Origin of the sequence: Dactylosporangium sp. McL0621, assembly GCF_049995355.1 — a bacterium.
GTDB lineage: Bacteria > Actinomycetota > Actinomycetes > Mycobacteriales > Micromonosporaceae > Dactylosporangium.
This window is the reverse complement of the sequence record NZ_CP188259.1, coordinates 11,696,011-11,714,791: the sequence shown is the minus strand read 5'-3', so window position 1 is coordinate 11,714,791 and position 18,781 is coordinate 11,696,011. Positions and strand designations below refer to the sequence as shown.

The window sequence follows — 18,781 nt, the reverse complement described above, 5'->3', positions numbered from 1 at the left end:
CCGCCGCGATGTGGGGCATCGTCGGCGGCACCGGCTCGATGGTGTTCGCGCTAGCGCTGGTCGCCGCCGGCTTCGCCACGATTCCCGAGCGGGACAGCCTCGACTACGTCACGGCGTTCCCGGTCGGGCTGGGGCTGCCGCTGCTCGCCGCCGGCCTGGGCCTGCTGCTCGCGGCCGGCGTCCGCGCCGTCGCCGTGACGTCGGCGCCCGGCCGCGCGGAAGGCGAGCAGCAGCAGGACCGCGCCCAGGAAGGCGACCAGCGCGGCCGTCGCGGCGGTGACGTGCATCGCCGCGATGAACGCGTCGTTCGCCCGCGTGGCCAGGTCGGGGCGGTGCAGGGCGTCCGCGACCGCGCGGGTGTGCTCGGCCGACGGGGCCGCCGCGTCCCGGGCCGCGGGCGGCAGGTCCCGCAGGGCCGGCTCGATGCGGTCGCGGTACGTGGTGGCCAGGACGGTGCCGAGCAGGGCGATGCCGAGCACGCTGCCGACCTGCCGCACGGTGTTGTTGACCGCCGACCCGGCGCCCATGCGGTCCAGCGGCAGCACGGCGATGACGGCGGCGACCGTCGGGGCGATCGTCATGCCCATCGCGGTACCGCTGACCAGTCCGATGGCGCAGAACCACACCAGCGGCGTGTCGACGTCGAACCACAGGTTGGCCAGGAACGCGGCCGCGACCACGAGCAGGCCGCCGCCGCTGACCAGGCCCACGCCGTGGCGCTTGGCCAGGCGTGCGCCGAGGCCGGAGCCGATCGCGACGCCGAGCGCGCCGGGCAGGAACGCGAGGCCGGTGTCGAGCGCGCTCATGCCGCGGGCGCCCTGCAGGTAGAAGTTGCCGTAGAACATCTGGCCGGTGATGGCGAAGAACAGCGCGGCGAGGGCGACGTTGCCGGCGCTGAACCGGCCGTTGCGGAACAGGCGCGGGTCGAACGACGGCTCGCTCGAGCGCCATTCGAAGACGGTGAACAGCACGAGCAGCGCCAGGCCGAGCACGACCGGGCCCCACACCGGCCAGCGGGTCCAGTCGGTGTCCTGGCCGGCCTCGATGAGGCCGTAGGCGAGGGCGGCGAGGCCCGCGGTGGACAGCAGCAGGCCGATCGGGTCCGGCCGGCGCTTCCGGGCAAGCTTCGGGTTCGGTACCACCGACGCGATCCCGATCAGCGCGATGGCGACGACGGGCAGGTTCACCAGGAAGACCGAGCCCCACCAGAAGTGGTCGACGAGCACGCCGCCGAGCAGTGGGCCGAGGGCGACGCCGACTCCGCTGGAGGCCGACCAGGCGGCGATCGCCCCGGCCCGGCGTTCGGGCGGGAACGTGGCCCCGATGATCGCCATCGAGGTGGGCATCATCATCGCGCCGCCGACGCCCATCAGGCCGCGGGCGAGGATCAGGCCGGTGGCGTCGCCGGCCCACGCGGCCCAGATCGAGGCGCCGCCGAAGCAGACCAGGCCGAGCACCAGGATCGTGCGGTGGCCGTAGCGGTCGCCGAGCGCGCCGGCGGCGAAGAGCGCGGTGGCGAACAGCAGGGCGTAGGAGCCGACGGCCCACTGGAGCTGGCCCGGCGTGGCGCCGAGGCCGGTCCGCGGGTCGGCGATGCGCTCCAGCGCGATGCCCAGGATTGTGGTGTCGATCCAGATGAGGACCGCGGCGAACACGAGGACCGACAGCACGCGGCGCTGCCGGGATACGCTTATTGACAGGTCCCTGACGGTCATGTTTGCCACACTCGCAGGATTGGCAGGTTCCTGTCAATAGTATTCCGGCGCACAATGGGCGGGTGACTCCCGGAGACGCCTGCTCGACCTTCCTCGTCCGCCACGCCTGGCTGACCCTGCGCGGCGTCGTCGCCGAGGCCCTGGTGCCGTTCGAGCTGTCGGTCGCGCAGTTCGCCTCGCTGCTGCTGCTCGACGAGTCGCCCGGAATGTCGGTGGCCGACGTGGCGCGCAAGGTGTCCACCGCCCGCCAGTCGGCGAACGAGATGCTCACCGGCCTGGAGCGGGCCGGCCTGGTGGAGCGCCGCCAGCACCCCTCCGACCGCCGCTCGCAGCAGATCCTCCTGACCGACGCCGGACGGGCGCGGCTGGGCGAGGCGGTGCCGGCCGTGCAGGCCGTGGAGGCCAGGCTCTCCAACGGGTTCACCCCGGAGGAGCTGGCCGTTGTGAACGCCTGGCTGACGCGCATGACCGCGGCCGACGCGCCGCAGGGCGAGGAGATAACTACGCTCTGAGCTGGACAGAGGTGTGTCCCGCATCACATCATGGAGTGGGCGGGAGGTGCGGCATGGAACTGCTCGGCGGTATACAGCGCGTGGAACACGCCATCCAGACCCCGGTCGGTGATCCGGCGTTCGGGTCCCGGGTAAGTCACGCGGTGGCGCAGCTCAAGGCCGCATTCGCGGTCCACGTGGAACAGACCGAGGGGCCCAGCGGCCTCTACGCGGAGGTGGTCGACGACGCGCCGCGGCTGGCGCCGTACCTCAACACCCTGGTCGGCGACCACCGCTCCGTGTGGACGGCCCTCGACCAGCTCGAGGGGCACCTGACCGACGAGCACCCGCCCGAGGCCGTGCGCCGCGACGCGGACCGGCTCATCCGCGAGGTGTGGCAGCACCGGCAGCGGGGCGCGGACCTGCTCCACGAGGCGTACGAAACCGACCTCGGCGGAGAGACCTGAGCCGACTACGCTCGAGCGATGGGGCAGCATGTGCTGGTCGTCGACGACGACCCGACGGTCAGCGACGTGGTGCGGCGCTACCTGGAGCGGGCCGAGTTCGGCGTCCGGCTCGCCCGTGACGGGCAGGCGGCGCTGGACGAGTACCGCCACGAGCGCCCCGACCTCGTCGTGCTCGACCTCATGCTGCCCGGCATCGACGGTCTCGAGGTGTGCCGGCGGCTGCGCACCCAGGACCCGGGCCTGCCGATCATCATGTTGACCGCGCTCGGCGAGGAGTCCGACCGCGTGATCGGCCTGGAGGTCGGCGCCGACGACTACGTCACCAAGCCGTTCTCCCCGCGCGAGCTCGTGCTGCGCGTGCAGTCGGTGCTGCGCCGCGCGGCCCCCGCCCCGGCCGCCGGCGGTGAGCTGGCCGATGGCGACCTGCGGGTCGACGTCGCCCGCCGGATCGCGACCCGGCACGGGATGGAGCTCGCGCTGACGGTGCGCGAGTTCGACCTGCTCGTGTTCCTCATGCGCAACCCCGGCCGGGTGCTGCGCCGCGCCGAGCTGCTGGAGCAGGTGTGGGGCTGGACCTTCGGCGACCAGTCGACGGTCACCGTCCACATGCGACGGCTGCGGGAGAAGGTCGAGGACGACCCGGCCGAGCCCAGGCGGATCCTCACCGTGTGGGGCGTCGGGTACCGGTACGAATATGCCTGACATCATCTCCACGTTCCTGATGGCCCTCAGCGGCGCGCTCGCCGTCGCGCTGGCCGGCCTCGTCGCGCTGCGGGTCCTGCGCGGCCGCTCGGTCACCGCGCACATCGTGGTCATCCTGCTCGTCACCGTGTTCAGCGTGCTGGCCGGCATCCTCGGCGCCGCGATGCGCATGTTCATCTCCGACCACGATCTGCACGTGCTGCTCATCGTCGTGGGTACGGCCGCATCCGTCTCGCTCGCCGTCGGGCTGTGGTCCGGACGACGCCTGGCCCGCTCCAGCATGTGGGCGGCCGAGGCCCGCGACCGCGAGCGCGCCGCCGAGGCCCGCCGCCGCGAGCTCGTCGCCTGGGTCTCGCACGACCTGCGCACGCCCCTGGCCGGGCTGCGCGCGATGGCCGAGGCGCTCGACGACGGCGTCGTTTCGGACCCGGACACCGTCGCGGAGTACCACCGCCGCATCTCCGCCGAGACCGACCGCATGGCCGCGCTCGTGGACGACCTGTTCCAGCTCTCGCGGATCAACGCCGGGGCGCTGCGCCTGTCGCTGACGGACGTGCCGCTCGGCGACGTGGTCTCCGACGCCATCGCGTCGGCCACGCCCCTGGCCGCGGCCGAGCGCATCAGCATCGTCGCCGAGCCCTCGTCCGGCTGGCCGGTCGTGCGCGGCTCGGTGCCGGAGCTGTCGCGGGTGGTGAACAACCTGATCGGCAACGCGATCCGGTACACGCCGCCGGAGGGCACCGTGACGGTCACCGGCGGCCAGGACGACGGCGGCGGGTGGCTCGCGGTGTCCGACACGTGCGGCGGCATCCCCGATGCGGACCTGCCCCGGGTCTTCGACGTGGCGTTCCGGGGAGCTCCCGCGCGTACACCCGAAAAAAGCGCCGGAGGCGGGCTCGGGCTGGCCATCGTGCGCGGTCTCGTCGAGGCCCACCACGGCGACGTCGCCGTGGACAACTCCGGCGACGGCTGCCGGTTCGTGGTACGGCTGCCTAGTGCAGACCGTCCAGTGCGTGCCGGCACGGATCGTCCGGCCGCTCCGGCAGTCGCGGGATGACGTCGAGCAGCACCCGCCGGAGCCGGTCGGTGTTCTCCCCGAAGACCCGGAAGACCTCCTCCTGGGTCACCCCGTGGTCGCCCTCCACGCCCGCGTCGAGGTCGGTGACCAGGGCGATCGAGGTGTAGCAGAGCGCCAGCTCCCGGGCCAGCACCGCCTCGGGATGCCCCGTCATGTTCACCACCGCGCCGCCGATCGCCGTGTACCAGCGCGACTCGGCCCGCGTGGAGAAGCGCGGCCCCTCCACGACGACCATCGTGCCGTCCCCGGCCGCGATCCCGTGCTCCGCCGCGACCTTCTTCACCACGTCACGCCCGGTCTCGCAGTACGGGTCGGCGAAGTTCACGTGCACCGCGCCCTCGTCGTAGAACGTCTGCACCCGCCCCGAGGTCCGGTCGATCAGCTGGTCCGGCACCACGAACGTGCCCGGCCCCAGCTCGGGCCGCAGCCCGCCGACCGCGCAGGGCGCCAGCACCTGCGACACGCCGATCTCCTTCAGCGCCCACAGGTTCGCCCGATAGGGGATCCGATGCGGCGGAAAACGGTGATCCTTTCCGTGCCGGGGAAGAAAAGCGGCGCGCCGCCCGCCCACCGTGGCGACCGTGATCGGGTCGGACGGTGGGCCATAAGGCGTGTCGACCACGTGTTCCTCGGCGCCGTCGAGGAGGGCGTAAAGCCCTGATCCACCGATCACGGCTACGTCCGCGAGTGAGGTCACGGAACAGACCCTAACCGGGACGCGCGGGTCAGGCTATGGTGCGAGACATGACCCTCGCACCCCGCTTCCTCGTTTGCTGGTGGGACTGATGTCGATGCACGGGGAACTCGGTGAACCACCCACGGGCCGTGGGTCACCGAGACCGGGAAATTCCGGCACCGGCCGGGGTACGTCCAGGCAGCGTCGAGGGAGGGCGATGGAGTCGTTGACCGGGCGGCTGCTGGTGGCGACCCCCGCGCTCCGCGACCCGAACTTCGAGCGCACCGTCGTGCTGGTCGTCGCGCACGAGGAGGGCGGCGCCCTCGGCGTGGTGCTCAACCGTGCGACCGAGGTCCAGGTGGCCGATGTCCTCGGCGGCTGGGGCGCCCTGGCGGGTGAACCACCGGTGGTCTTCGAGGGCGGCCCGGTGCAGCCCGAGGCCGCGATCTGCCTGGCCCGCACCCGCCCCGGCGTCGAGGACCTGGCCGGCTTCAACCGCGTCTCGGGCGCCGTCGGCACCGTCGACCTCTCCGGCGACCCAGACCTCCTGGTCGCGGGCGTCCTCGGCGTCCGCGTCTTCGCCGGCTACGCGGGGTGGTCCCCGGGCCAGCTGGAGCGCGAGATCGAAGGCGGCTCCTGGTTCGTCTTCGACGCCCTGCCCAGCGACGCGTTCGCCCCGCGCCCCGACGACCTGTGGCAGATGGTCCTGCGCCGGCAGGGCGGCCTCATGGCGGCGGTGGCCCACTACCCGTCGGACCCGACCCAGAACTAGGCATACCCGATGTGACCCCAACCCCGGTTATGTGTACTATTCCGTGAGTGCCCGCGAGAGCGAAGCACAAGATGGGGCCGTGGCGCAGCTGGTAGCGCACCACACTGGCAGTGTGGGGGTCAGGGGTTCGAGTCCCCTCGGCTCCACCATCGATAGGCGCTCCCTGCTCAAAGGCGGGGGCGCCTTTTTTGCCGTTGCGATGGCGGTGTTCCTCGCGTTTGCTTCGCATCACTCCCCAGTGGGGGCTTCGCCACCCACACCCCCATTTCGGTCCTCAGGTTGCTGATCGTTGGTGTCCTCAGGTTGTGGTCCTCAGGTTGCTGATCGTTGGTGTCCTCAGGTTGTGGTCCTCAGGTTGCTGATCGTCGGTGGCCTTGGTTCTGCTGTGGGGGTTTTCGTCTCGTGTTGGTTTTTTCGCTTCCGATTGGCAGGGGGTGAGCATTCTTTCGGTGTTTGACGATCGGTCGGTGCGGGCCAAGATCGCGGCGGTCGTGCTTGTTGCTGCTGCCTCGGGGGTTGTTGTCGGGGCGATCGGGATCTCGGCCGTGCGGAGCGTGAAGTCCACGGCGGATGCGGCGCAGAGCAAGAGTCTGCAGGTGTTCGAGGCGTCCGGGTCGTTTGCCAAGAATATCGAGGCGTTCGGGGACAATATGTCTGCGCTGCGCCTGTACCCGAGCCTTGCGGACCGGATCAACGCCGGGCTCGCGGCCGACAAGAAGGCCGTGGAGGATGCCCTCGGGACGCTGCAGACGGGGCTGGCGGGCGATGATGCCGCTACTGGCGTCGTCGCCAAGGCGGCGACCGACTGGAAGGCCTACACGGAGTTCATCGCCGTGGACCGCAGCAAGGCGTCGGCGGCCGAGCTGGCGACCGTGGTCACCCAGTACGACCAGCTCTACGGGGCCCTCGGCGACGATCAGAAGGCCCTGAGCGACACCGCGCACCGGTTCGTCGCCGCGACGTCACGCGCCAGTGCCGCCGAGGCCCGCAACGCCACCACCACGATCGCGGTCGTCCTCGTCGTCGGGGTGCTGCTGAGCCTGCTGCTCGGGCTGCGGGTGGCGAGCCGAATCCGCCGCGCCGTGCAGGGCGTTTCGAACGTGACCGACGGCCTGGCCGGCGGCGACCTCACCCGCATCTCCGACATCGTCGACCACGACGAGATCGGCCAGATGGCGGCATCCCTGAACCGGGGCATCGCCAGCCTGCGCGACGACGTGGTCGGCCTCGCGCGCAACGCCACCAGCCTGCGGGGCGCGGCCGACCAGCTCAACTCGGTCGCCGGCGGCGTCGAGAACGCGGCGAAGGACGCCTCGGCCCGAGCCGGTACCGTCGCCACCACCGCCGACACGGTCTCGTCCAGCCTTCACGTCGTCTCCGCCGGGGCGGAGGAGATGCGATCGTCCATCCGGGAGATCAGCCGCTCCACCTCGGAGGCGGCGCAGGTCGCGGCCCAGGCCGTCCAGGTCGCCGCCCAGACCAACGAGACCGTGTCGCGCCTCGGCGACTCGTCGACCGAGATCGCCACCGTCGTCAAGGTCATCACGCAGATCGCCGAGCAGACGAACCTGCTGGCGCTCAACGCCACGATCGAGGCCGCCCGGGCCGGCGAGGCGGGCAAGGGCTTCGCCGTCGTCGCGAGCGAGGTGTAAGGACCTGGCCCAGGAGACGGCCAAGGCCACCGAGGACATCGTGCACCGCGTCGAGGCCATCCAGAGCGACACAACGCGCGCGGTCGGCGCCATCGGTGAGATCTCCGGGATCATCGAGCGCATCAACTCGATCCAGCTCACCATCGCCTCGTCCGTCGAGGAGCAGACGGCGACCACGCAGGAGATGAACCGGACGCTCTCCACGGCGGCCCAGGGGGCGGGGGACATCGCGGTCACCATCGCCGGTGTGTCGGACGCCACCCGCCGCACTACGGACTCGATCGGCGAGACCACGAAGGCGGCCCAGCTGCTCGCCCAGACGTCGACCGACCTGCAGACCCTGGTGTCCCGCTTCCGCTACTGAGGCCGTTCGTGCTCGCGCCCACGAATGCACGACCTTCAACTCATCTTGTTCCCATATCACCATATGGCCTATACTTGTCCGCATGTCGAGTCTGCACAGGCAAGTCGCCGCCCACATTCGGGCCGAGATTCGGACCGGTTCGCTGCCGCCGGGATCGATACTGCCGAGCGAGAAGTATCTGGCCGAAGCCCATGATGTCGGCCGGGCCACCATTCGCGACGCCCTGCTGATCCTGTGCGGTGAAGGGCTTGTCGACTGCCGGCCCGGCTATCGAGCGCGGGTGTCGGTACCGGTCGCCCGGATGCGCCTCACACTGCAGCCGGGCGAGGAAATCGTCGCCCGCGCGCCATCTGCCGAGGAAGCGGCCGGACTCGGACTTCGCGCGGGCGAACCCGTGCTGGAACTGCGCCGGGATGGCCAGGTCGAGCTGTACCCCGGGAACCGCACCGTTATCGGGGCGGCCTCGCCGGAGGACTGGAACGACCCGGCATGAAGGCCGCCGTGGTCGGCGCCGGATCAACGGGCTTCGGTTCTGACCAGGTCAGTCCTTCTTCAGCCGGCGCCAGCCGCCGGCTCGGTTGTTCGCGATGATCTGGCGGAACATGGCCAGGAGCGGCTCGGCCGGGACGTGGGCGCCCTCGTATACCGCCACGGTGCGGGCCGTTTTGTTCGCGTGACCCGCGGTGATGATGCCCGCCGGGTCGGGGACTATCGCGCCGTCGTACAGGAACACGTTGACGTGGGTTTTTGCGGCCAGCAGGGCACAGATGTTGCCGTCGAGGACGAAGTAGGGCTGGACGGTGCGTTTGATCGTCTCGGTCACCGCCGGGTCGGCCTCGTGTACCAGGTCACGGACCCGGCGGCAGACGGTCTGCTGCCACTCGGGGAGCGCGTCGATGTACGCGTCGACGCGCTCGTCCTTCTCGTACGTCATGTTCCCGAATCTAGAGCGGCTCGTCCGAGGAGTAGCACGGCGTCGCGATGTTGACTCGCAGAGTGTCGGTTCCCTCGGGGGCCACGGAGATGTTGACCCGGTCGGCGGCGGTGGCGTTCAAGGAGCCGTCGGCGCCGGTCGAGGCCACGGTGTACTGCTCGCCGGTGTAATGGTCGCGCAGCTTCTGCAAGGCGGCCGGCTGCTGGGCGGCGGGCACGGGCACGTCGCCGTAGGTGATGGCGGTGAAGGTGTGCGGGCCCTCGCACGGCGCCAGGCTGCTCGTCGGCGGGCCCGTGGGCGTCGCGGCCATGGCGGTCACGGCCTCGGTGCGGTACTTGTCGGCCAGCGCCTGGGCGTCGGCGTGCTTCATGGACTTGACGGGGCCGGCCGAGGGCGTGCCCGACTCCGGCGTGCTCTTATCGCCGTCCGAGCACCCGGCCAGCACCACAAGGGCCAGCACCAGGCTCAGCGGACTCAGGATGCGCCTCACTGCACACTCCCAGTGGACATGGGTTCAGGCTAGGTCGTACACGGTCGTGGCGATGTCGCGGGCACAGAGCCGGTCGATGATCAGCGGTTCGATCTGCTCCCATCGGCCGCCGGCCAGCCCGGCGCCGATGCGCGGCATGTGCACCGAAGCCTGCAGCCGCACGGCGTGATCCGCAACCGCACCGAGGCAAAGACTGAGTGCGTCGTACCGGATCGGGGGTCCCTTCGAGCCGGTCCGCATCCCGTGCTGGCCGATCATGTTCGCGACCCAGGTGTCGGCGCGTACCGGGACCACCCGGACCGCGCCCAGGGCGAAGTCGTTGTGGGCGCGCTCCCGGTGCCACGCGCGGTAGTCGCGCTCCGGCTCCGGCCACCGGCGGGACAGGGCGACCACGAACCCCTTGCCCCATCCGCCGAGGTCGTTGCAGACGTGCGCGATGAGCTTCGGGCCCGCGGCCTGGGGGCTTGTCGCGTCGCCCCGGACGTAGCGCAGGGGGGTCACGACGTCACGTGCCGCGGCAGGACCAGGGCGAAGGCACGCGGGAAGCCCAGCGGCTCCAGGTGGCGGGCGGCCACGTCGGCGACCGGGATCGTCGTCTCCACGCCCCGGGCGGGGTTGAAGCAGTGCAGCTCGCCGTCGGTGTGGCCGACGATCAGGACCCAGTGGCGCGGTATGGCCGCGCCGATCAGCATCGCGACCGGCCAGTCGCACTCCACGGCGGCGATCGCCGGGGCCAGGTCGCCGCGGAAGAGTCGCCAGCCGTACCGGACCCCCAGGGCCGCGGTGTGCGCCGAGATCACGCCGGCCACGCCCCACGGCGTGGTGCCGAGCTTGCGGGGCCACAGGCGGTTCGCGGCGGCGTGGATGCGGTGCTGCTCGGCCGCTGCGTCGGTGACCGTCGCGCCGTAGTCCGGGTCCAGCGCCGCCGCGGCCACCAGGGCCACGGTCGGGCCGCAGGTGAAGCCGTCCGTCTGCCGTACGTACGCGTAGTCGGGCACGCACAGACAATAAGGAACGATCAGCCCCGGCGCAGGAGGCGTCCCACGGCGGCCATCATCTCGGTGGCCATCTCCTCGCCCTTGCCCTCCTGGGAACCGTTGTGCATGCAGTGGCGGGCGTGGTCGTCGAGCAGTCCGAGCGCCACCTTGTCCAGGGCCGCCTGGATCGCGCTGATCTGGGTGAGGACGTCGATGCAGTACCGGTCCTCGTCGACCATCTTCTCCACGCCGCGGACCTGGCCCTCGATGCGGCGCAGGCGGCTCTGGAGCTGGTCCTTGGTGGCGGTGTACCCGCGCGGCGTCGGGGCGGTCATGGCGACAAGCATACCCGCATCGCGATGAACCCCCTGGGGGTATAAAACCAGGTCACAAACCTCACGCCGGGCGGGGCGGTGCCGATAACCCACCCGTGGGAGAGTGGCTGACCAGGCGCCTCTGGCTCGTCTGGTGTGTAGTGGGCGGCGTCGTGGCCGCGATCTACCCGCTGCTGCCGCGCAACTCGCCCGGGGCCGGCATCGGCTACGAGACGATCATGCTGGGCGCGGTGACAGGGGTGCTCCTTGGCGTGCGGCGCAACCGGCCGCGGCGCCGTGCGGTGTGGTACTGCTTCGCCGCCGGCCTCGCCGTGTGGGTCCTCGGCGACATCGTCTACGGCCTGTACCTGCTGCGGACCGGCGCCGTGCCGTACCCGTCCCTGGCCGACGCGTTCTACCTCGGCGCGTACCCGGCGCTCGCGGGCGGCCTCTGGCTCATGCTGCGCGCCCAGGGCCGCGACCGGGCCGGCCTGATCGACGCGTGCATCACCGCCGCCGGCAGCGGCCTGTTGTTCTGGGTGTTCGTGATGCGCCCGATCGCCGACGCGGAGCACTTCACCGTGCTGCGCCGGGGTCTTCGCGCTGACCTACCCGTTCGCCGACGTCGTGCTGCTCGTGCTCCTCGCGCGCCTGCTGACCGGCCGGACGGCCCGGACGGCGAGCTACCGGCTGCTCGTCGCCGGCACCACGCTGATGTTCGTCACGGACGTGAGCTTCTCGGTGTTGTCGACGTTTTCGTCGGTACCGAATGGAGTTCCGCAAATCGGGTGGCTTGCGTCATATGTCGCGCTAGCGGCCGCGGCCCTGCACCCGTCCATGCGCACCCTGACCGAGCCCGTCACCGAGGCGGCCACGACGCTGTACCGAAGCCGCCTGGTCGTGCTCGCGGTCAGCTCGCTCATCGCGCCGCTGGTGCTGCTCGGCCAGGGCCCGGCCCGCGCGGAGCACATGGACTGGCTCGCCATCGGCGTCGTCGCCGGGGTGCTGTTCGTCCTGGTCGTGGTGCGGATGGCGGCGAAGGAGGCCAAGTCGCGCCAGGAGCGCTTCCGGCCCGAGTTCGACCAGCGCGCCTCCGAGCACGCCCAGCTGGGCGCGCAGCTGCGGGAGGCGATCGACCAGGGGCAGTTCCAGCTGGTGTACCAGCCGATCGTGGCCCTGCCGCACGGCGAGCTCGCGGGCGTGGAGGCACTGATCCGCTGGCACCACCCGGAGCTGGGCTTCATGAGCCCCGCCGACTTCATCCCGGTCGCCGAGCGCAACGGGCAGATCGTCGAGCTGGGCGCGTGGATCCTGCTCGAGGCGTGCTCGCAGGCGGCGGCCTGGATGGCGAGCCTCGGGGCCGCGGCGCCGCGCAAGGTGAGCGTCAACGTCTCGGCGCGCCAGCTCGCGGAGCCCGACTTCGCGGAGGTGGTGGCGGCGGTACTCGCGGCGACCGGCCTGCCCGCCGAGCGTCTGGCGATCGAGGTCACCGAGACCGCGGTCTTCGGGGGCGGGCGGGCGATCGAGGCGCTCGACGCGGTACACCAGCTCGGTGTGCGCATCGCGCTGGACGACTTCGGCACCGGCCACTCGTCGCTCGGGCTGCTGCAGACCTGCCCGGTCGACATCCTCAAGGTCGACAAGTCGTTCGTCGACAACGTGACAATGGCGGGCCGGCACGCGGTCATCGCGACCGCGCTGATCAACGTGAGCGACGGGCTCAACCTCGAGGCGATCGCCGAGGGCGTCGAGACCGCCGAGCAGGCCGCGGAGCTCTACCGGCTCGGGTACCGCTACGCGCAGGGGTACCACTTCGGCCGCCCGGTCGCGAACCCCCAGTTCGCCCTGGAGTCCGCCGTCGCCTAGGCGGCCGCGACCGTGACCTTCTCCGGCAGCACCACGCAGATGCGGCAGCGGGCCTCGTACGCGTACGTGCCGTCGTCCGGCAGTGCGGTCGACGGGGCCAGCGTCCGGAGCATCGGCTCGCCGTGCTCCAGCACCTGCGTGTACACGGCGGAGAACGAACGGCAGCGGTCGCACACCGCGCGGCGGTAGGTCACGCTCGCGGGCCCGAGCTCCAGCAGCGCCCGCACCGGCGCGAACAGCTCGCCGCGGTGGTCGAGGTCGATGCCGGCCGCCACCACGCGGGTGCCGCGCTCCAGCAGCCGCCGCACCACGAGCATGTCGGCGATCGTGAACATGTGCACCTCGTCGATGCCGACGACGTCGAGCTCCTCGTCGAGCGCGGAGGCCAGCGAGGTCGCCTTGACCGTCGCGAGGGCGGCCCCGCTGCGCGAGACGACACCGGCGTCGCGCACGTGCCGGGCGCTCTGGAACACGCGGTGCCGCGCGTCCGTGTACTGCAGCGGCGAGAGCAGGCTCACCAGCTCCAGCGACTTGCCGCTCTTCATCGGGCCGAGGATGACGGTCAGATCCACGGCGACACGGTACTCCGGCCGGACTGTAGGAATTTTCACCCCAGCTTGCGACCTTCGTCCCCAGGGGGCATGTTTGATGGTATGCAGGTCGTCTCGCCGCCCAGCCGTCTGCGGCGTGGTGTGCGACGACTCGCGATGGCCATCTGTGCCCTGATCCTCGGCGCCGGCTTCACCCCGGCCGTGCCGTCCACAGTGGAGCCGTCCCGTCCGGCGCCGGTGTCGTTCAACGCGACCGCCGCCCCCGCCCCGGCCCCGCAGTCCACAGTGGACGAGGCGGCCCCGGTCGCCCGTTTCGCCGAGGCGGTGGCGATCACGGCCGCGCGGGCCATGCCCGACGGCCGATCCGTGGGCGCCGCGGCGGGCCGGGCCCCACCCGCGCACCCGGCGTGAGACGAACCCCTCCCTGACCGGTCTCGCCCCCATCCGAGGTGCCCCCGCCATGCAGAACTTCTCCCACGGTATGCAGCAGGCCCTGACCATCTGGCTGGCCCTGCTCGCCGCCGCCGTCATCGCCTTCGTGGTCATGTCGTTCATCTCTCACCGCGGCTCCGGCGGCCCGTCCTGGTGGACCCGCCTGCGCAAGGCGATCCGCGACCCCGACGCCGCGCGCGAGAAGCTGGCCAAGGCCGAGCGCAGTGCCAAAGAGATCGAAGAGCTGCGGCGGTACTGCGCGGAGGTCGCCATCGCCGACGAGCGCGCCACCGCCATGGCCGACCGCCGGCGCAACGAGTGGGAGGCGGCGCAGCGCACGCAGGAGGCCGCCTGGCGCGCGTTCGAGGAGTCGGAGCGGGACGTGCACCGCCTCCGGCGCGCGAACGCCTTCCGGCTGACCGAGGACGACCCGGAGAACCGCCGCCGCCACCTGGTCCGCATCGTCAACGCGGCCCACGACCGCGGCGAGATCTCGGCGGCCGACCTGGCCGACGCGCTCATGCACCGCAACGGCTGGGACCCGAAGGCGCACCCGTTCGCGCAGCAGCTGATGCTCCGCAAGGTCATCCGGGACCGGAAGTTCCGCGCGTACCAGGAGGCCTCGGAGCTGGAGCGGAAGACCGCGAAGGCCGCCGACCTCGCGATGGCGGCCAAGCGCAGCCTGGACGACGAGGCGTTCGACGCCGAGCTGCGGCTGCGCAAGGCGACCGCGGTGGCCCCGGAGCAGGGCGCCCCGTCCTTCCGCACGGCCACGGCCGGTTCCTGAGCTCCGGGCGGCGCTGCGCGCCGCTCTGGTAAGGCGATAGGTCGGGCGCGGCGCTGCGCACCGCTCTGGTAAGGCGATAGGTCGGGCGCGGCGCTGCGCACCGCTCTGGTAAGGCGATAGGTCGGGCGCGGCGCTGCGCACCGCTCTGATATAGGCGATAAGTCGGGCGCTCCGCGCCGCGACTTATCGCCTATATCCGCATTTTTCGGGGGTCTGCGGGCTTCGTCCGGTCTTCGGGGCGCAGCGCCGCTGCGGCGTTTCAAGGTCAAGACCGTTCGGCCCGGTGTAACTTGTGTGTGGGGCGTCGACATCGGCACGATCATGGCCGCGGGCGGCCTGCCCAACGGCCGGAACTTCGCGGAGAACGTCAGCATCCGGTACCTCGCCGGCGCCCGCGTCGTGCACGCGGGACCGGGCGGCACGCTGAGCACCATCGGCGGCCCCGGCATCCGGGCGGGCGAGGACCTGGCCTTGATCGGCGCCTGAAATTCGCTACGTTGACGGGGTGGCCTACCTCCTCTCCGTCAACGTGGGCGCGCCCATGCGCACGCAGCACTCCGACGTGCAGCACACCGGCATCGACAAGCGCCCGGTCGACGGGCCGGTGGCGATCGCCGAGCCCGGGCCGCGCGGGTCCGAGCCGACCGGGGTCGACGGCGACCGGGTCTGTGACACCCGGCACCACGGGGGGCCGGATCAGGCGGTGTACGCGTACGCCCGCGAAGATCTCGACAAATGGGCCGCCGAGCTCGGCCGGAACCTGCCCGGCGGCGTCTTCGGCGAGAACCTGACCACGGTCGGGCTCGACGTGACCGGCGCCCGCATCGGCGAACGGTGGCTGATCGGCGACGAGACCGTGCTCGAGGTGTCCGCGCCGCGCATCCCGTGCCGGACCTTCGCCGGCTGGCTGGGGGAGCGGGGCTGGATCAAGACGTTCACGCAGCGGGCGATCCCCGGGGCGTACCTGCGGGTCGTCGTGCCGGGCTCGGTGCGCGCCGGGGACGAGGTGCGCATCGTGCACACTCCGCCGCACGACGTCACGATCGGGCTCACGTTCCGGGCCCTGACCGCGGAGCCGGAGCTGTTGCCCCGGCTCGTGGCGGCCACGGCGCTGCCGGCCCAGACGCGCGGGAAGGTGCTAAGCCGTCTGGAGTGAGCGCTTGGACAGGCCCATGAAGTATCCGTCGATCACCGAGCGCACCGGCGCGTCGGGTTGGTCGGCGGCGCCGAGGGTGACGAACAGCGGCGTGTAGTGCTCGGCCGTCGGGTGCGCGAACGGCATGCCCGGGGCCTGGCTGGCGTACCGGCTCAGGGTGTCGACGTCACCGCGGGCGAGCGCGTCGGCGGCCCAGGCGTCGAACTCGGCGGACCAGCCCGGCGGCCGGCCGTGCCCGGTCCAGTGCTCCCGGGTCAGGAACGGCAGCCCGTGCGTCATGAACCCGGAGCCGATGACCAGGACGCCCTCGTCGCGCAGGGGGCGCAGCCGGCGGCCGAGCTCCAGCAGCCGGTCGGGGTCGTGCGTGGGCAGGCTGAGCTGGAGCACGGGCACGTCGCCGAGCGGGTACATCACCATCAGCGGTACCCACGCGCCGTGGTCGAGCCCGCGGCTGGTGTGCTCGTGCAGCGGCTCGCTGTCGGGCATCACGGCCGCGATGCGCCGCGCGAGCGCGGAGGCATCGGGCGTGTCGTACTTCAAGGTCCAGAACACGGGCTTGAAGCCGCCGAAGTCGTACACCAGCGGCGTGTTCGCGCCCGTGGCGGAAACGCTCAGCGGCGCCTGCTCCCAGTGCGCGCTCACGATGAGGATCGCCTTGGGCTTGGGCAGTTCGAGCGTCCAGTCGAGCAGTTCGCGCATCCACTGCGCGTCTTCGAGCAGCGGCGGGGCGCCGTGGCTGATGTACAGGCTGGGCAGCGCCCCGTCCTCGGGCGTCCATACGCGCTGCTCGCGACTGGCCGGAACGGCCGCGGCGAGGTGCTGCTCGAGAAAGGGAAGCTGGTTCATGTTTACGAGAGTAGCGCGTTAGTTGAGCGCTCAACAAGAGCGGGTGACGATATGTCGGGCGCTGGCGCGCCGCGACATATCGGATTTATACCCCGGCGGGGCTTAAGTCGTTTTTTTCCGGGTTCTCAGTCCGTTGCGAGCTCGGAGGCGCGGTGGAGGGCTTCGGCCACGGCCCGGGTCTCGGCGGCGCCGTATACGAGGAGGAGCTCACGCTCGCGTCCGCCGCGGCGGTCGGTGGCGGTGGCGCGCTCGACGACGACGCGGGTGGTGGTGAGCCGGTCGTCGACGTGGATGTCCATGTCGGCCACGCCGATGTCCACCTGCCGGACGAAGAGTTCTTCCATGAGGGAAAGCGTGGCGCCCCCTCGACGCGCGTACGCCGCCCCGATCGGGTTATTCGCCGCTCGCCCTCTGTCGCCCGCTTCGGGGCTTGCCTTCGATGCCGCGAGGGTGGCCTGGCTCCGCGCTGGGGCTTGGCTTTTCTGCGCCGCGCCGCGCCGCTTGGCTTTCGCGCCGCGCCGCGCCGCGCCGCGCCGCGCGGCTTGGCTTTCGCGCCGCGCGGCTTGGCTTTCGCGCCGCGCGGCTTGGCTTGGCTTTCGCGCCGCGCGGCTTGGCTTGGCTTTCGCGCCGCGCGGCTTGGCTTGGCTTTCGCGCCGCGCGGCTTGGCTTGGCTTTCGCGCCGCGCGGCTTGGCTTGGCTTTCGCGCCGCGCGGCTTGGCTTGGCTTTCGCGCCGCGCGGCTTGGCTTTCGCGCCGCGCGGCTTGGCTTGGCTTTCGCGCCGCGCGGCTTGGCTTGGCTTTCGCGCCGCGCCGCGCCGCTTGGCTTTCGCGCCGCGCGGCTTAGCTTTTCGCTTCGCGCGGCTTGGCCCCGTATTGCCCCGTCTGGGCTGCGCGGCTCGGCTTCGTTCAGCGTCGTCCGGTGGGCCTCTCCCGGGCTCGCCTCAGAAGTGTGCGCGGGCGGCGGTGGTGACGAGGAGCTTGGCCTCGTGCAGGTGCGTCTTCTCCTCGGCGGTGACGTTGGGGTCGGCGTGGCGCCTGTGCACGGCGGCTTCGAGCTGGGAGAGCGGGTTGTCGCGGGTACAGCTGAGGAAGGTGTCCAGAAAGTCCTCGGCCCGCTCGGCGAACTCGTGCCCCGGCACGACGGCCACCGTCGCGATGAGCAGCGCCGTCGCCGCCACGTCCAGCTCCGGCGGCCCCTCGCAGCTGTTGCGCCAGTCGATCACGACGGGCCCGCCCTCGGTCATGACCACGTTCTCGGGGTGCAGGTCGAGGTGCAGGATGCGCGTGCCGGGATCGGTGGCTGAGCGAACGCGCACTTTGTGCAACCGTTCGAGCAGATCGGCGAGCACGGTGGCGCCCGAGTGCAGATCGAGCGTGCCCTCGTCGAGCGCCTGCAGCATCGTGGGCCCTTCGAGGCGCTCCATGACCAGGTCGGCGCCCTCGGCCTCATAGACGCGAGGGACCGGATATCCATGATCCGAGACGTACCGCATGATGACCGCCTCCGCCGTCACGTCCCCGCCGCGCCGGTACCGCCGGAGGACTCGCCGCTCGTCAAGGGCATAGACATCCGCATCGCGGCCGCTGGCGAGAAGTGCGGTCATGCCGCGACTCTACGTCCTCACCCGCAATCATTCAGCCCTCAGGTGGAGGGGCATCCACTCTTGTGAGCGACACCCGTTCGCGGCTCACATTTCGCTCAGCCGCGCGCTGCACGAACGTGCACGAGCTGGCGTAACGGTATGTAGCGAGGAGCCTGTTTGCGTTTGCGGCGGGCACCGTTGCCGGCAACGCGCGCATGGCACGCCGATGCGCAAGGCTTGTGTTCTCGCCGTGGCTTCAGAGCCAGCCGTTCTCGTCGGCGAGGCGGACGGCTTCGGCGCGGGTGCGGGCGCCCGTTTTGCCGATGGCCGCCGACAGGTGGTTGCGCACGGTGCCCTCGGACAGTCCGAGCTGGCCGGCCACGTCGGCGACGGTGCCGCCCTCGCGGGCCGCGCGCAGCACGTCGGCCTCGCGCGGGGTCAGTGGACTGTCGCCGCTGGCCAGCGTCTCGGCGGCCAGGGTCGGGTCGACAACGCGGAGGCCTTGGGCGATGCGGCGTACGGCATCGGCGAGCTGCTTGGCCGGTGTGTCCTTCACGACGAAGCCCGACGCGCCCGCGGCCATGGCCCGGCGCAGGTATCCGGGCCGGCCGAACGTGGTCACCATGAGCACCTTGCAGGACGGCAGCGCCTTGCGCAGCGCCGCGGCGGCCGCGATGCCGTCCAGCCCGGGCATCTCCACGTCGAGCAGCGCGACGTCGGGCCGGTGCTCCCGCGCGGCCGCGACGACCTCGTCCCCGCGCCCGACCTCCGCGACGACGGTGAGATCGGCCTCGAGATCGAGCAGCGCCGCGAGCGCGCCCCGCACGAGGGCCTGGTCGTCGGCGATCAAGAGTCGGATGGACACCGGAGCATCGTGCCATGACCGAGTCGCGCGGTCGCCGAGCGGAGACGAACAGGAACCACTGCGC

24 protein-coding genes, 1 tRNA gene and 1 pseudogene are annotated in these 18,781 nt (G+C 71.6%); 14 read left to right on the top strand and 12 right to left on the bottom strand.

The window, feature by feature from the left end:
* Positions 1 to 50: 50 nt before the first annotated feature.
* Entirely contained in the window at positions 51 to 1,670 is a 1,620-nt protein-coding gene (locus ACPPVO_RS55600) for an MFS transporter (RefSeq protein WP_426507704.1), read from the bottom strand.
* A gap of 107 nt (positions 1,671 to 1,777) precedes the next feature.
* On the opposite strand from ACPPVO_RS55600, the gene ACPPVO_RS55595 reads away from it, so the two are divergent.
* From ACPPVO_RS55595 to ACPPVO_RS55580, 4 genes are read left to right on the top strand one after another with little or no spacing between them, the layout of a single operon-like run.
* Complete coding sequence (locus ACPPVO_RS55595) at positions 1,778 to 2,227, top strand: MarR family winged helix-turn-helix transcriptional regulator (RefSeq protein ID WP_426507702.1); 450 nt, start codon at positions 1,778 to 1,780, stop codon at positions 2,225 to 2,227.
* A 53-nt stretch (positions 2,228 to 2,280) separates the two neighbouring features.
* Positions 2,281 to 2,673 carry a hypothetical protein gene (locus ACPPVO_RS55590; RefSeq protein ID WP_426507700.1) on the top strand — a complete coding sequence of 131 codons (393 nt, stop codon included), beginning with the start codon at positions 2,281 to 2,283 and terminating at the stop codon, positions 2,671 to 2,673.
* A gap of 18 nt (positions 2,674 to 2,691) precedes the next feature.
* Complete coding sequence (locus ACPPVO_RS55585; RefSeq protein WP_426507699.1) at positions 2,692 to 3,375, top strand: response regulator transcription factor; 684 nt, start codon at positions 2,692 to 2,694, stop codon at positions 3,373 to 3,375.
* Positions 3,368 to 4,432, top strand: a complete 1,065-nt coding sequence (locus tag ACPPVO_RS55580; protein WP_426507697.1) for a sensor histidine kinase — start codon at positions 3,368 to 3,370, stop codon at positions 4,430 to 4,432. Before ACPPVO_RS55585 ends, ACPPVO_RS55580 begins: the two co-directional genes overlap by 8 nt.
* Here the strand turns inward: ACPPVO_RS55580 and ACPPVO_RS55575 are convergent.
* Complete coding sequence (locus ACPPVO_RS55575; protein WP_426514883.1) at positions 4,368 to 5,126, bottom strand: S-methyl-5'-thioadenosine phosphorylase; 759 nt, start codon at positions 5,124 to 5,126, stop codon at positions 4,368 to 4,370. The genes ACPPVO_RS55580 and ACPPVO_RS55575 overlap by 65 nt on opposite strands.
* Before the next feature lie 220 nt (positions 5,127 to 5,346).
* On the opposite strand from ACPPVO_RS55575, the gene ACPPVO_RS55570 reads away from it, so the two are divergent.
* The 5 genes from ACPPVO_RS55570 (at position 5,347) to ACPPVO_RS55550 (ending at position 8,410) form a co-directional block, all read left to right on the top strand.
* Positions 5,347 to 5,901 (top strand): YqgE/AlgH family protein, encoded by a 555-nt coding sequence (locus ACPPVO_RS55570; protein ID WP_360378245.1) that lies wholly within the window; start codon positions 5,347 to 5,349, stop codon positions 5,899 to 5,901.
* Between the two features lie 73 nt (positions 5,902 to 5,974).
* Positions 5,975 to 6,050 (top strand) — tRNA-Ala (locus ACPPVO_RS55565).
* 300 nt (positions 6,051 to 6,350) lie between these two features.
* Entirely contained in the window at positions 6,351 to 7,553 is a 1,203-nt protein-coding gene (locus ACPPVO_RS55560) for a methyl-accepting chemotaxis protein (RefSeq protein WP_426507695.1), read from the top strand.
* A 40-nt stretch (positions 7,554 to 7,593) separates the two neighbouring features.
* The gene (locus ACPPVO_RS55555; RefSeq protein WP_426507693.1) at positions 7,594 to 7,917 is read left to right on the top strand and encodes a hypothetical protein; all 324 of its coding nucleotides are present in this window, start codon (positions 7,594 to 7,596) and stop codon (positions 7,915 to 7,917) included.
* Positions 7,918 to 7,999: 82 nt separating this feature from the next.
* Positions 8,000 to 8,410 (top strand): GntR family transcriptional regulator, encoded by a 411-nt coding sequence (locus tag ACPPVO_RS55550; protein WP_426507691.1) that lies wholly within the window; start codon positions 8,000 to 8,002, stop codon positions 8,408 to 8,410.
* A 48-nt stretch (positions 8,411 to 8,458) separates the two neighbouring features.
* Here ACPPVO_RS55550 and ACPPVO_RS55545 read toward each other — a convergent pair whose 3' ends face one another.
* Genes ACPPVO_RS55545 through ACPPVO_RS55525 form a run of 5 tightly spaced genes read right to left on the bottom strand, consistent with a single transcriptional unit; the run spans position 8,459 to position 10,653 of the window.
* Positions 8,459 to 8,851 (bottom strand): DUF1801 domain-containing protein, encoded by a 393-nt coding sequence (locus ACPPVO_RS55545; protein WP_426507690.1) that lies wholly within the window; start codon positions 8,849 to 8,851, stop codon positions 8,459 to 8,461.
* A 10-nt stretch (positions 8,852 to 8,861) separates the two neighbouring features.
* Positions 8,862 to 9,341 carry a hypothetical protein gene (locus ACPPVO_RS55540; protein ID WP_426507689.1) on the bottom strand — a complete coding sequence of 160 codons (480 nt, stop codon included), beginning with the start codon at positions 9,339 to 9,341 and terminating at the stop codon, positions 8,862 to 8,864.
* A 24-nt stretch (positions 9,342 to 9,365) separates the two neighbouring features.
* A complete protein-coding gene (locus ACPPVO_RS55535; protein ID WP_426507687.1) occupies positions 9,366 to 9,842 on the bottom strand; it encodes a macro domain-containing protein in 477 nt (158 codons plus the stop codon).
* The gene (locus tag ACPPVO_RS55530) at positions 9,839 to 10,339 is read right to left on the bottom strand and encodes a hypothetical protein (RefSeq protein WP_426507686.1); all 501 of its coding nucleotides are present in this window, start codon (positions 10,337 to 10,339) and stop codon (positions 9,839 to 9,841) included. Before ACPPVO_RS55530 ends, ACPPVO_RS55535 begins: the two co-directional genes overlap by 4 nt.
* Before the next feature lie 20 nt (positions 10,340 to 10,359).
* The gene (locus ACPPVO_RS55525; protein ID WP_360378234.1) at positions 10,360 to 10,653 is read right to left on the bottom strand and encodes a metal-sensitive transcriptional regulator; all 294 of its coding nucleotides are present in this window, start codon (positions 10,651 to 10,653) and stop codon (positions 10,360 to 10,362) included.
* A 999-nt stretch (positions 10,654 to 11,652) separates the two neighbouring features.
* Here ACPPVO_RS55525 and ACPPVO_RS55520 point away from each other — a divergent pair.
* Positions 11,653 to 12,498 (top strand): annotated as a pseudogene (locus ACPPVO_RS55520) (putative bifunctional diguanylate cyclase/phosphodiesterase); the annotation flags it as partial.
* Here the strand turns inward: ACPPVO_RS55520 and ACPPVO_RS55515 are convergent.
* A complete protein-coding gene (locus tag ACPPVO_RS55515) occupies positions 12,495 to 13,070 on the bottom strand; it encodes a thymidine kinase (protein WP_426507683.1) in 576 nt (191 codons plus the stop codon). The pseudogene ACPPVO_RS55520 and the gene ACPPVO_RS55515 overlap by 4 nt on opposite strands.
* Positions 13,071 to 13,205: 135 nt before the next feature.
* Here ACPPVO_RS55515 and ACPPVO_RS55510 point away from each other — a divergent pair, with 135 nt between their 5' ends.
* From ACPPVO_RS55510 to ACPPVO_RS55495, 4 genes are all read left to right on the top strand, one after another.
* Positions 13,206 to 13,460 carry a hypothetical protein gene (locus tag ACPPVO_RS55510; protein ID WP_426507682.1) on the top strand — a complete coding sequence of 85 codons (255 nt, stop codon included), beginning with the start codon at positions 13,206 to 13,208 and terminating at the stop codon, positions 13,458 to 13,460.
* A 49-nt stretch (positions 13,461 to 13,509) separates the two neighbouring features.
* Entirely contained in the window at positions 13,510 to 14,268 is a 759-nt protein-coding gene (locus tag ACPPVO_RS55505; RefSeq protein WP_426507680.1) for a hypothetical protein, read from the top strand.
* A 294-nt stretch (positions 14,269 to 14,562) separates the two neighbouring features.
* Positions 14,563 to 14,754, top strand: coding sequence for a hypothetical protein (locus tag ACPPVO_RS55500; RefSeq protein WP_426507679.1), 192 nt, complete (start codon positions 14,563 to 14,565; stop codon positions 14,752 to 14,754).
* 19 nt (positions 14,755 to 14,773) lie between these two features.
* Complete coding sequence (locus ACPPVO_RS55495) at positions 14,774 to 15,424, top strand: MOSC domain-containing protein (RefSeq protein ID WP_426507677.1); 651 nt, start codon at positions 14,774 to 14,776, stop codon at positions 15,422 to 15,424.
* Here the strand turns inward: ACPPVO_RS55495 and ACPPVO_RS55490 are convergent.
* From ACPPVO_RS55490 to ACPPVO_RS55475, 4 genes are all read right to left on the bottom strand, one after another.
* A complete protein-coding gene (locus tag ACPPVO_RS55490; RefSeq protein ID WP_426507676.1) occupies positions 15,407 to 16,270 on the bottom strand; it encodes a dioxygenase in 864 nt (287 codons plus the stop codon). The genes ACPPVO_RS55495 and ACPPVO_RS55490 overlap by 18 nt on opposite strands.
* Before the next feature lie 125 nt (positions 16,271 to 16,395).
* Positions 16,396 to 16,614 carry a hypothetical protein gene (locus tag ACPPVO_RS55485; protein ID WP_360378210.1) on the bottom strand — a complete coding sequence of 73 codons (219 nt, stop codon included), beginning with the start codon at positions 16,612 to 16,614 and terminating at the stop codon, positions 16,396 to 16,398.
* 596 nt (positions 16,615 to 17,210) lie between these two features.
* Positions 17,211 to 17,873: a phosphotransferase gene (locus ACPPVO_RS55480; RefSeq protein ID WP_426507675.1), complete on the bottom strand. Its 663-nt coding sequence runs from the start codon at positions 17,871 to 17,873 to the stop codon at positions 17,211 to 17,213.
* A gap of 235 nt (positions 17,874 to 18,108) precedes the next feature.
* Positions 18,109 to 18,717 (bottom strand): response regulator, encoded by a 609-nt coding sequence (locus tag ACPPVO_RS55475; RefSeq protein WP_426507673.1) that lies wholly within the window; start codon positions 18,715 to 18,717, stop codon positions 18,109 to 18,111.
* Between the last annotated feature and the right edge of the window lie 64 nt (positions 18,718 to 18,781).

Excerpts from the sequence above, each read along its gene's own strand:
- ACPPVO_RS55570 (WP_360378245.1), top strand. The coding sequence starts at position 5,347 with ATGGAGTCGTTGACCGGGCGGCTGCTGGTGGCGACCCCCGCGCTCCGC.
- ACPPVO_RS55545 (WP_426507690.1), bottom strand. The coding sequence starts at position 8,851 with ATGACGTACGAGAAGGACGAGCGCGTCGACGCGTACATCGACGCGCTC.
- ACPPVO_RS55485 (WP_360378210.1), bottom strand. The coding sequence starts at position 16,614 with ATGGAAGAACTCTTCGTCCGGCAGGTGGACATCGGCGTGGCCGACATG.
- ACPPVO_RS55585 (WP_426507699.1), top strand. The coding sequence starts at position 2,692 with ATGGGGCAGCATGTGCTGGTCGTCGACGACGACCCGACGGTCAGCGAC.
- ACPPVO_RS55580 (WP_426507697.1), top strand. The coding sequence starts at position 3,368 with ATGCCTGACATCATCTCCACGTTCCTGATGGCCCTCAGCGGCGCGCTC.
- ACPPVO_RS55590 (WP_426507700.1), top strand. The coding sequence starts at position 2,281 with ATGGAACTGCTCGGCGGTATACAGCGCGTGGAACACGCCATCCAGACC.
- ACPPVO_RS55490 (WP_426507676.1), bottom strand. The coding sequence starts at position 16,270 with ATGAACCAGCTTCCCTTTCTCGAGCAGCACCTCGCCGCGGCCGTTCCG.
- ACPPVO_RS55480 (WP_426507675.1), bottom strand. The coding sequence starts at position 17,873 with ATGACCGCACTTCTCGCCAGCGGCCGCGATGCGGATGTCTATGCCCTT.
- ACPPVO_RS55505 (WP_426507680.1), top strand. The coding sequence starts at position 13,510 with ATGCAGAACTTCTCCCACGGTATGCAGCAGGCCCTGACCATCTGGCTG.
- ACPPVO_RS55550 (WP_426507691.1), top strand. The coding sequence starts at position 8,000 with ATGTCGAGTCTGCACAGGCAAGTCGCCGCCCACATTCGGGCCGAGATT.
- ACPPVO_RS55525 (WP_360378234.1), bottom strand. The coding sequence starts at position 10,653 with ATGACCGCCCCGACGCCGCGCGGGTACACCGCCACCAAGGACCAGCTC.
- ACPPVO_RS55510 (WP_426507682.1), top strand. The coding sequence starts at position 13,206 with ATGGCCATCTGTGCCCTGATCCTCGGCGCCGGCTTCACCCCGGCCGTG.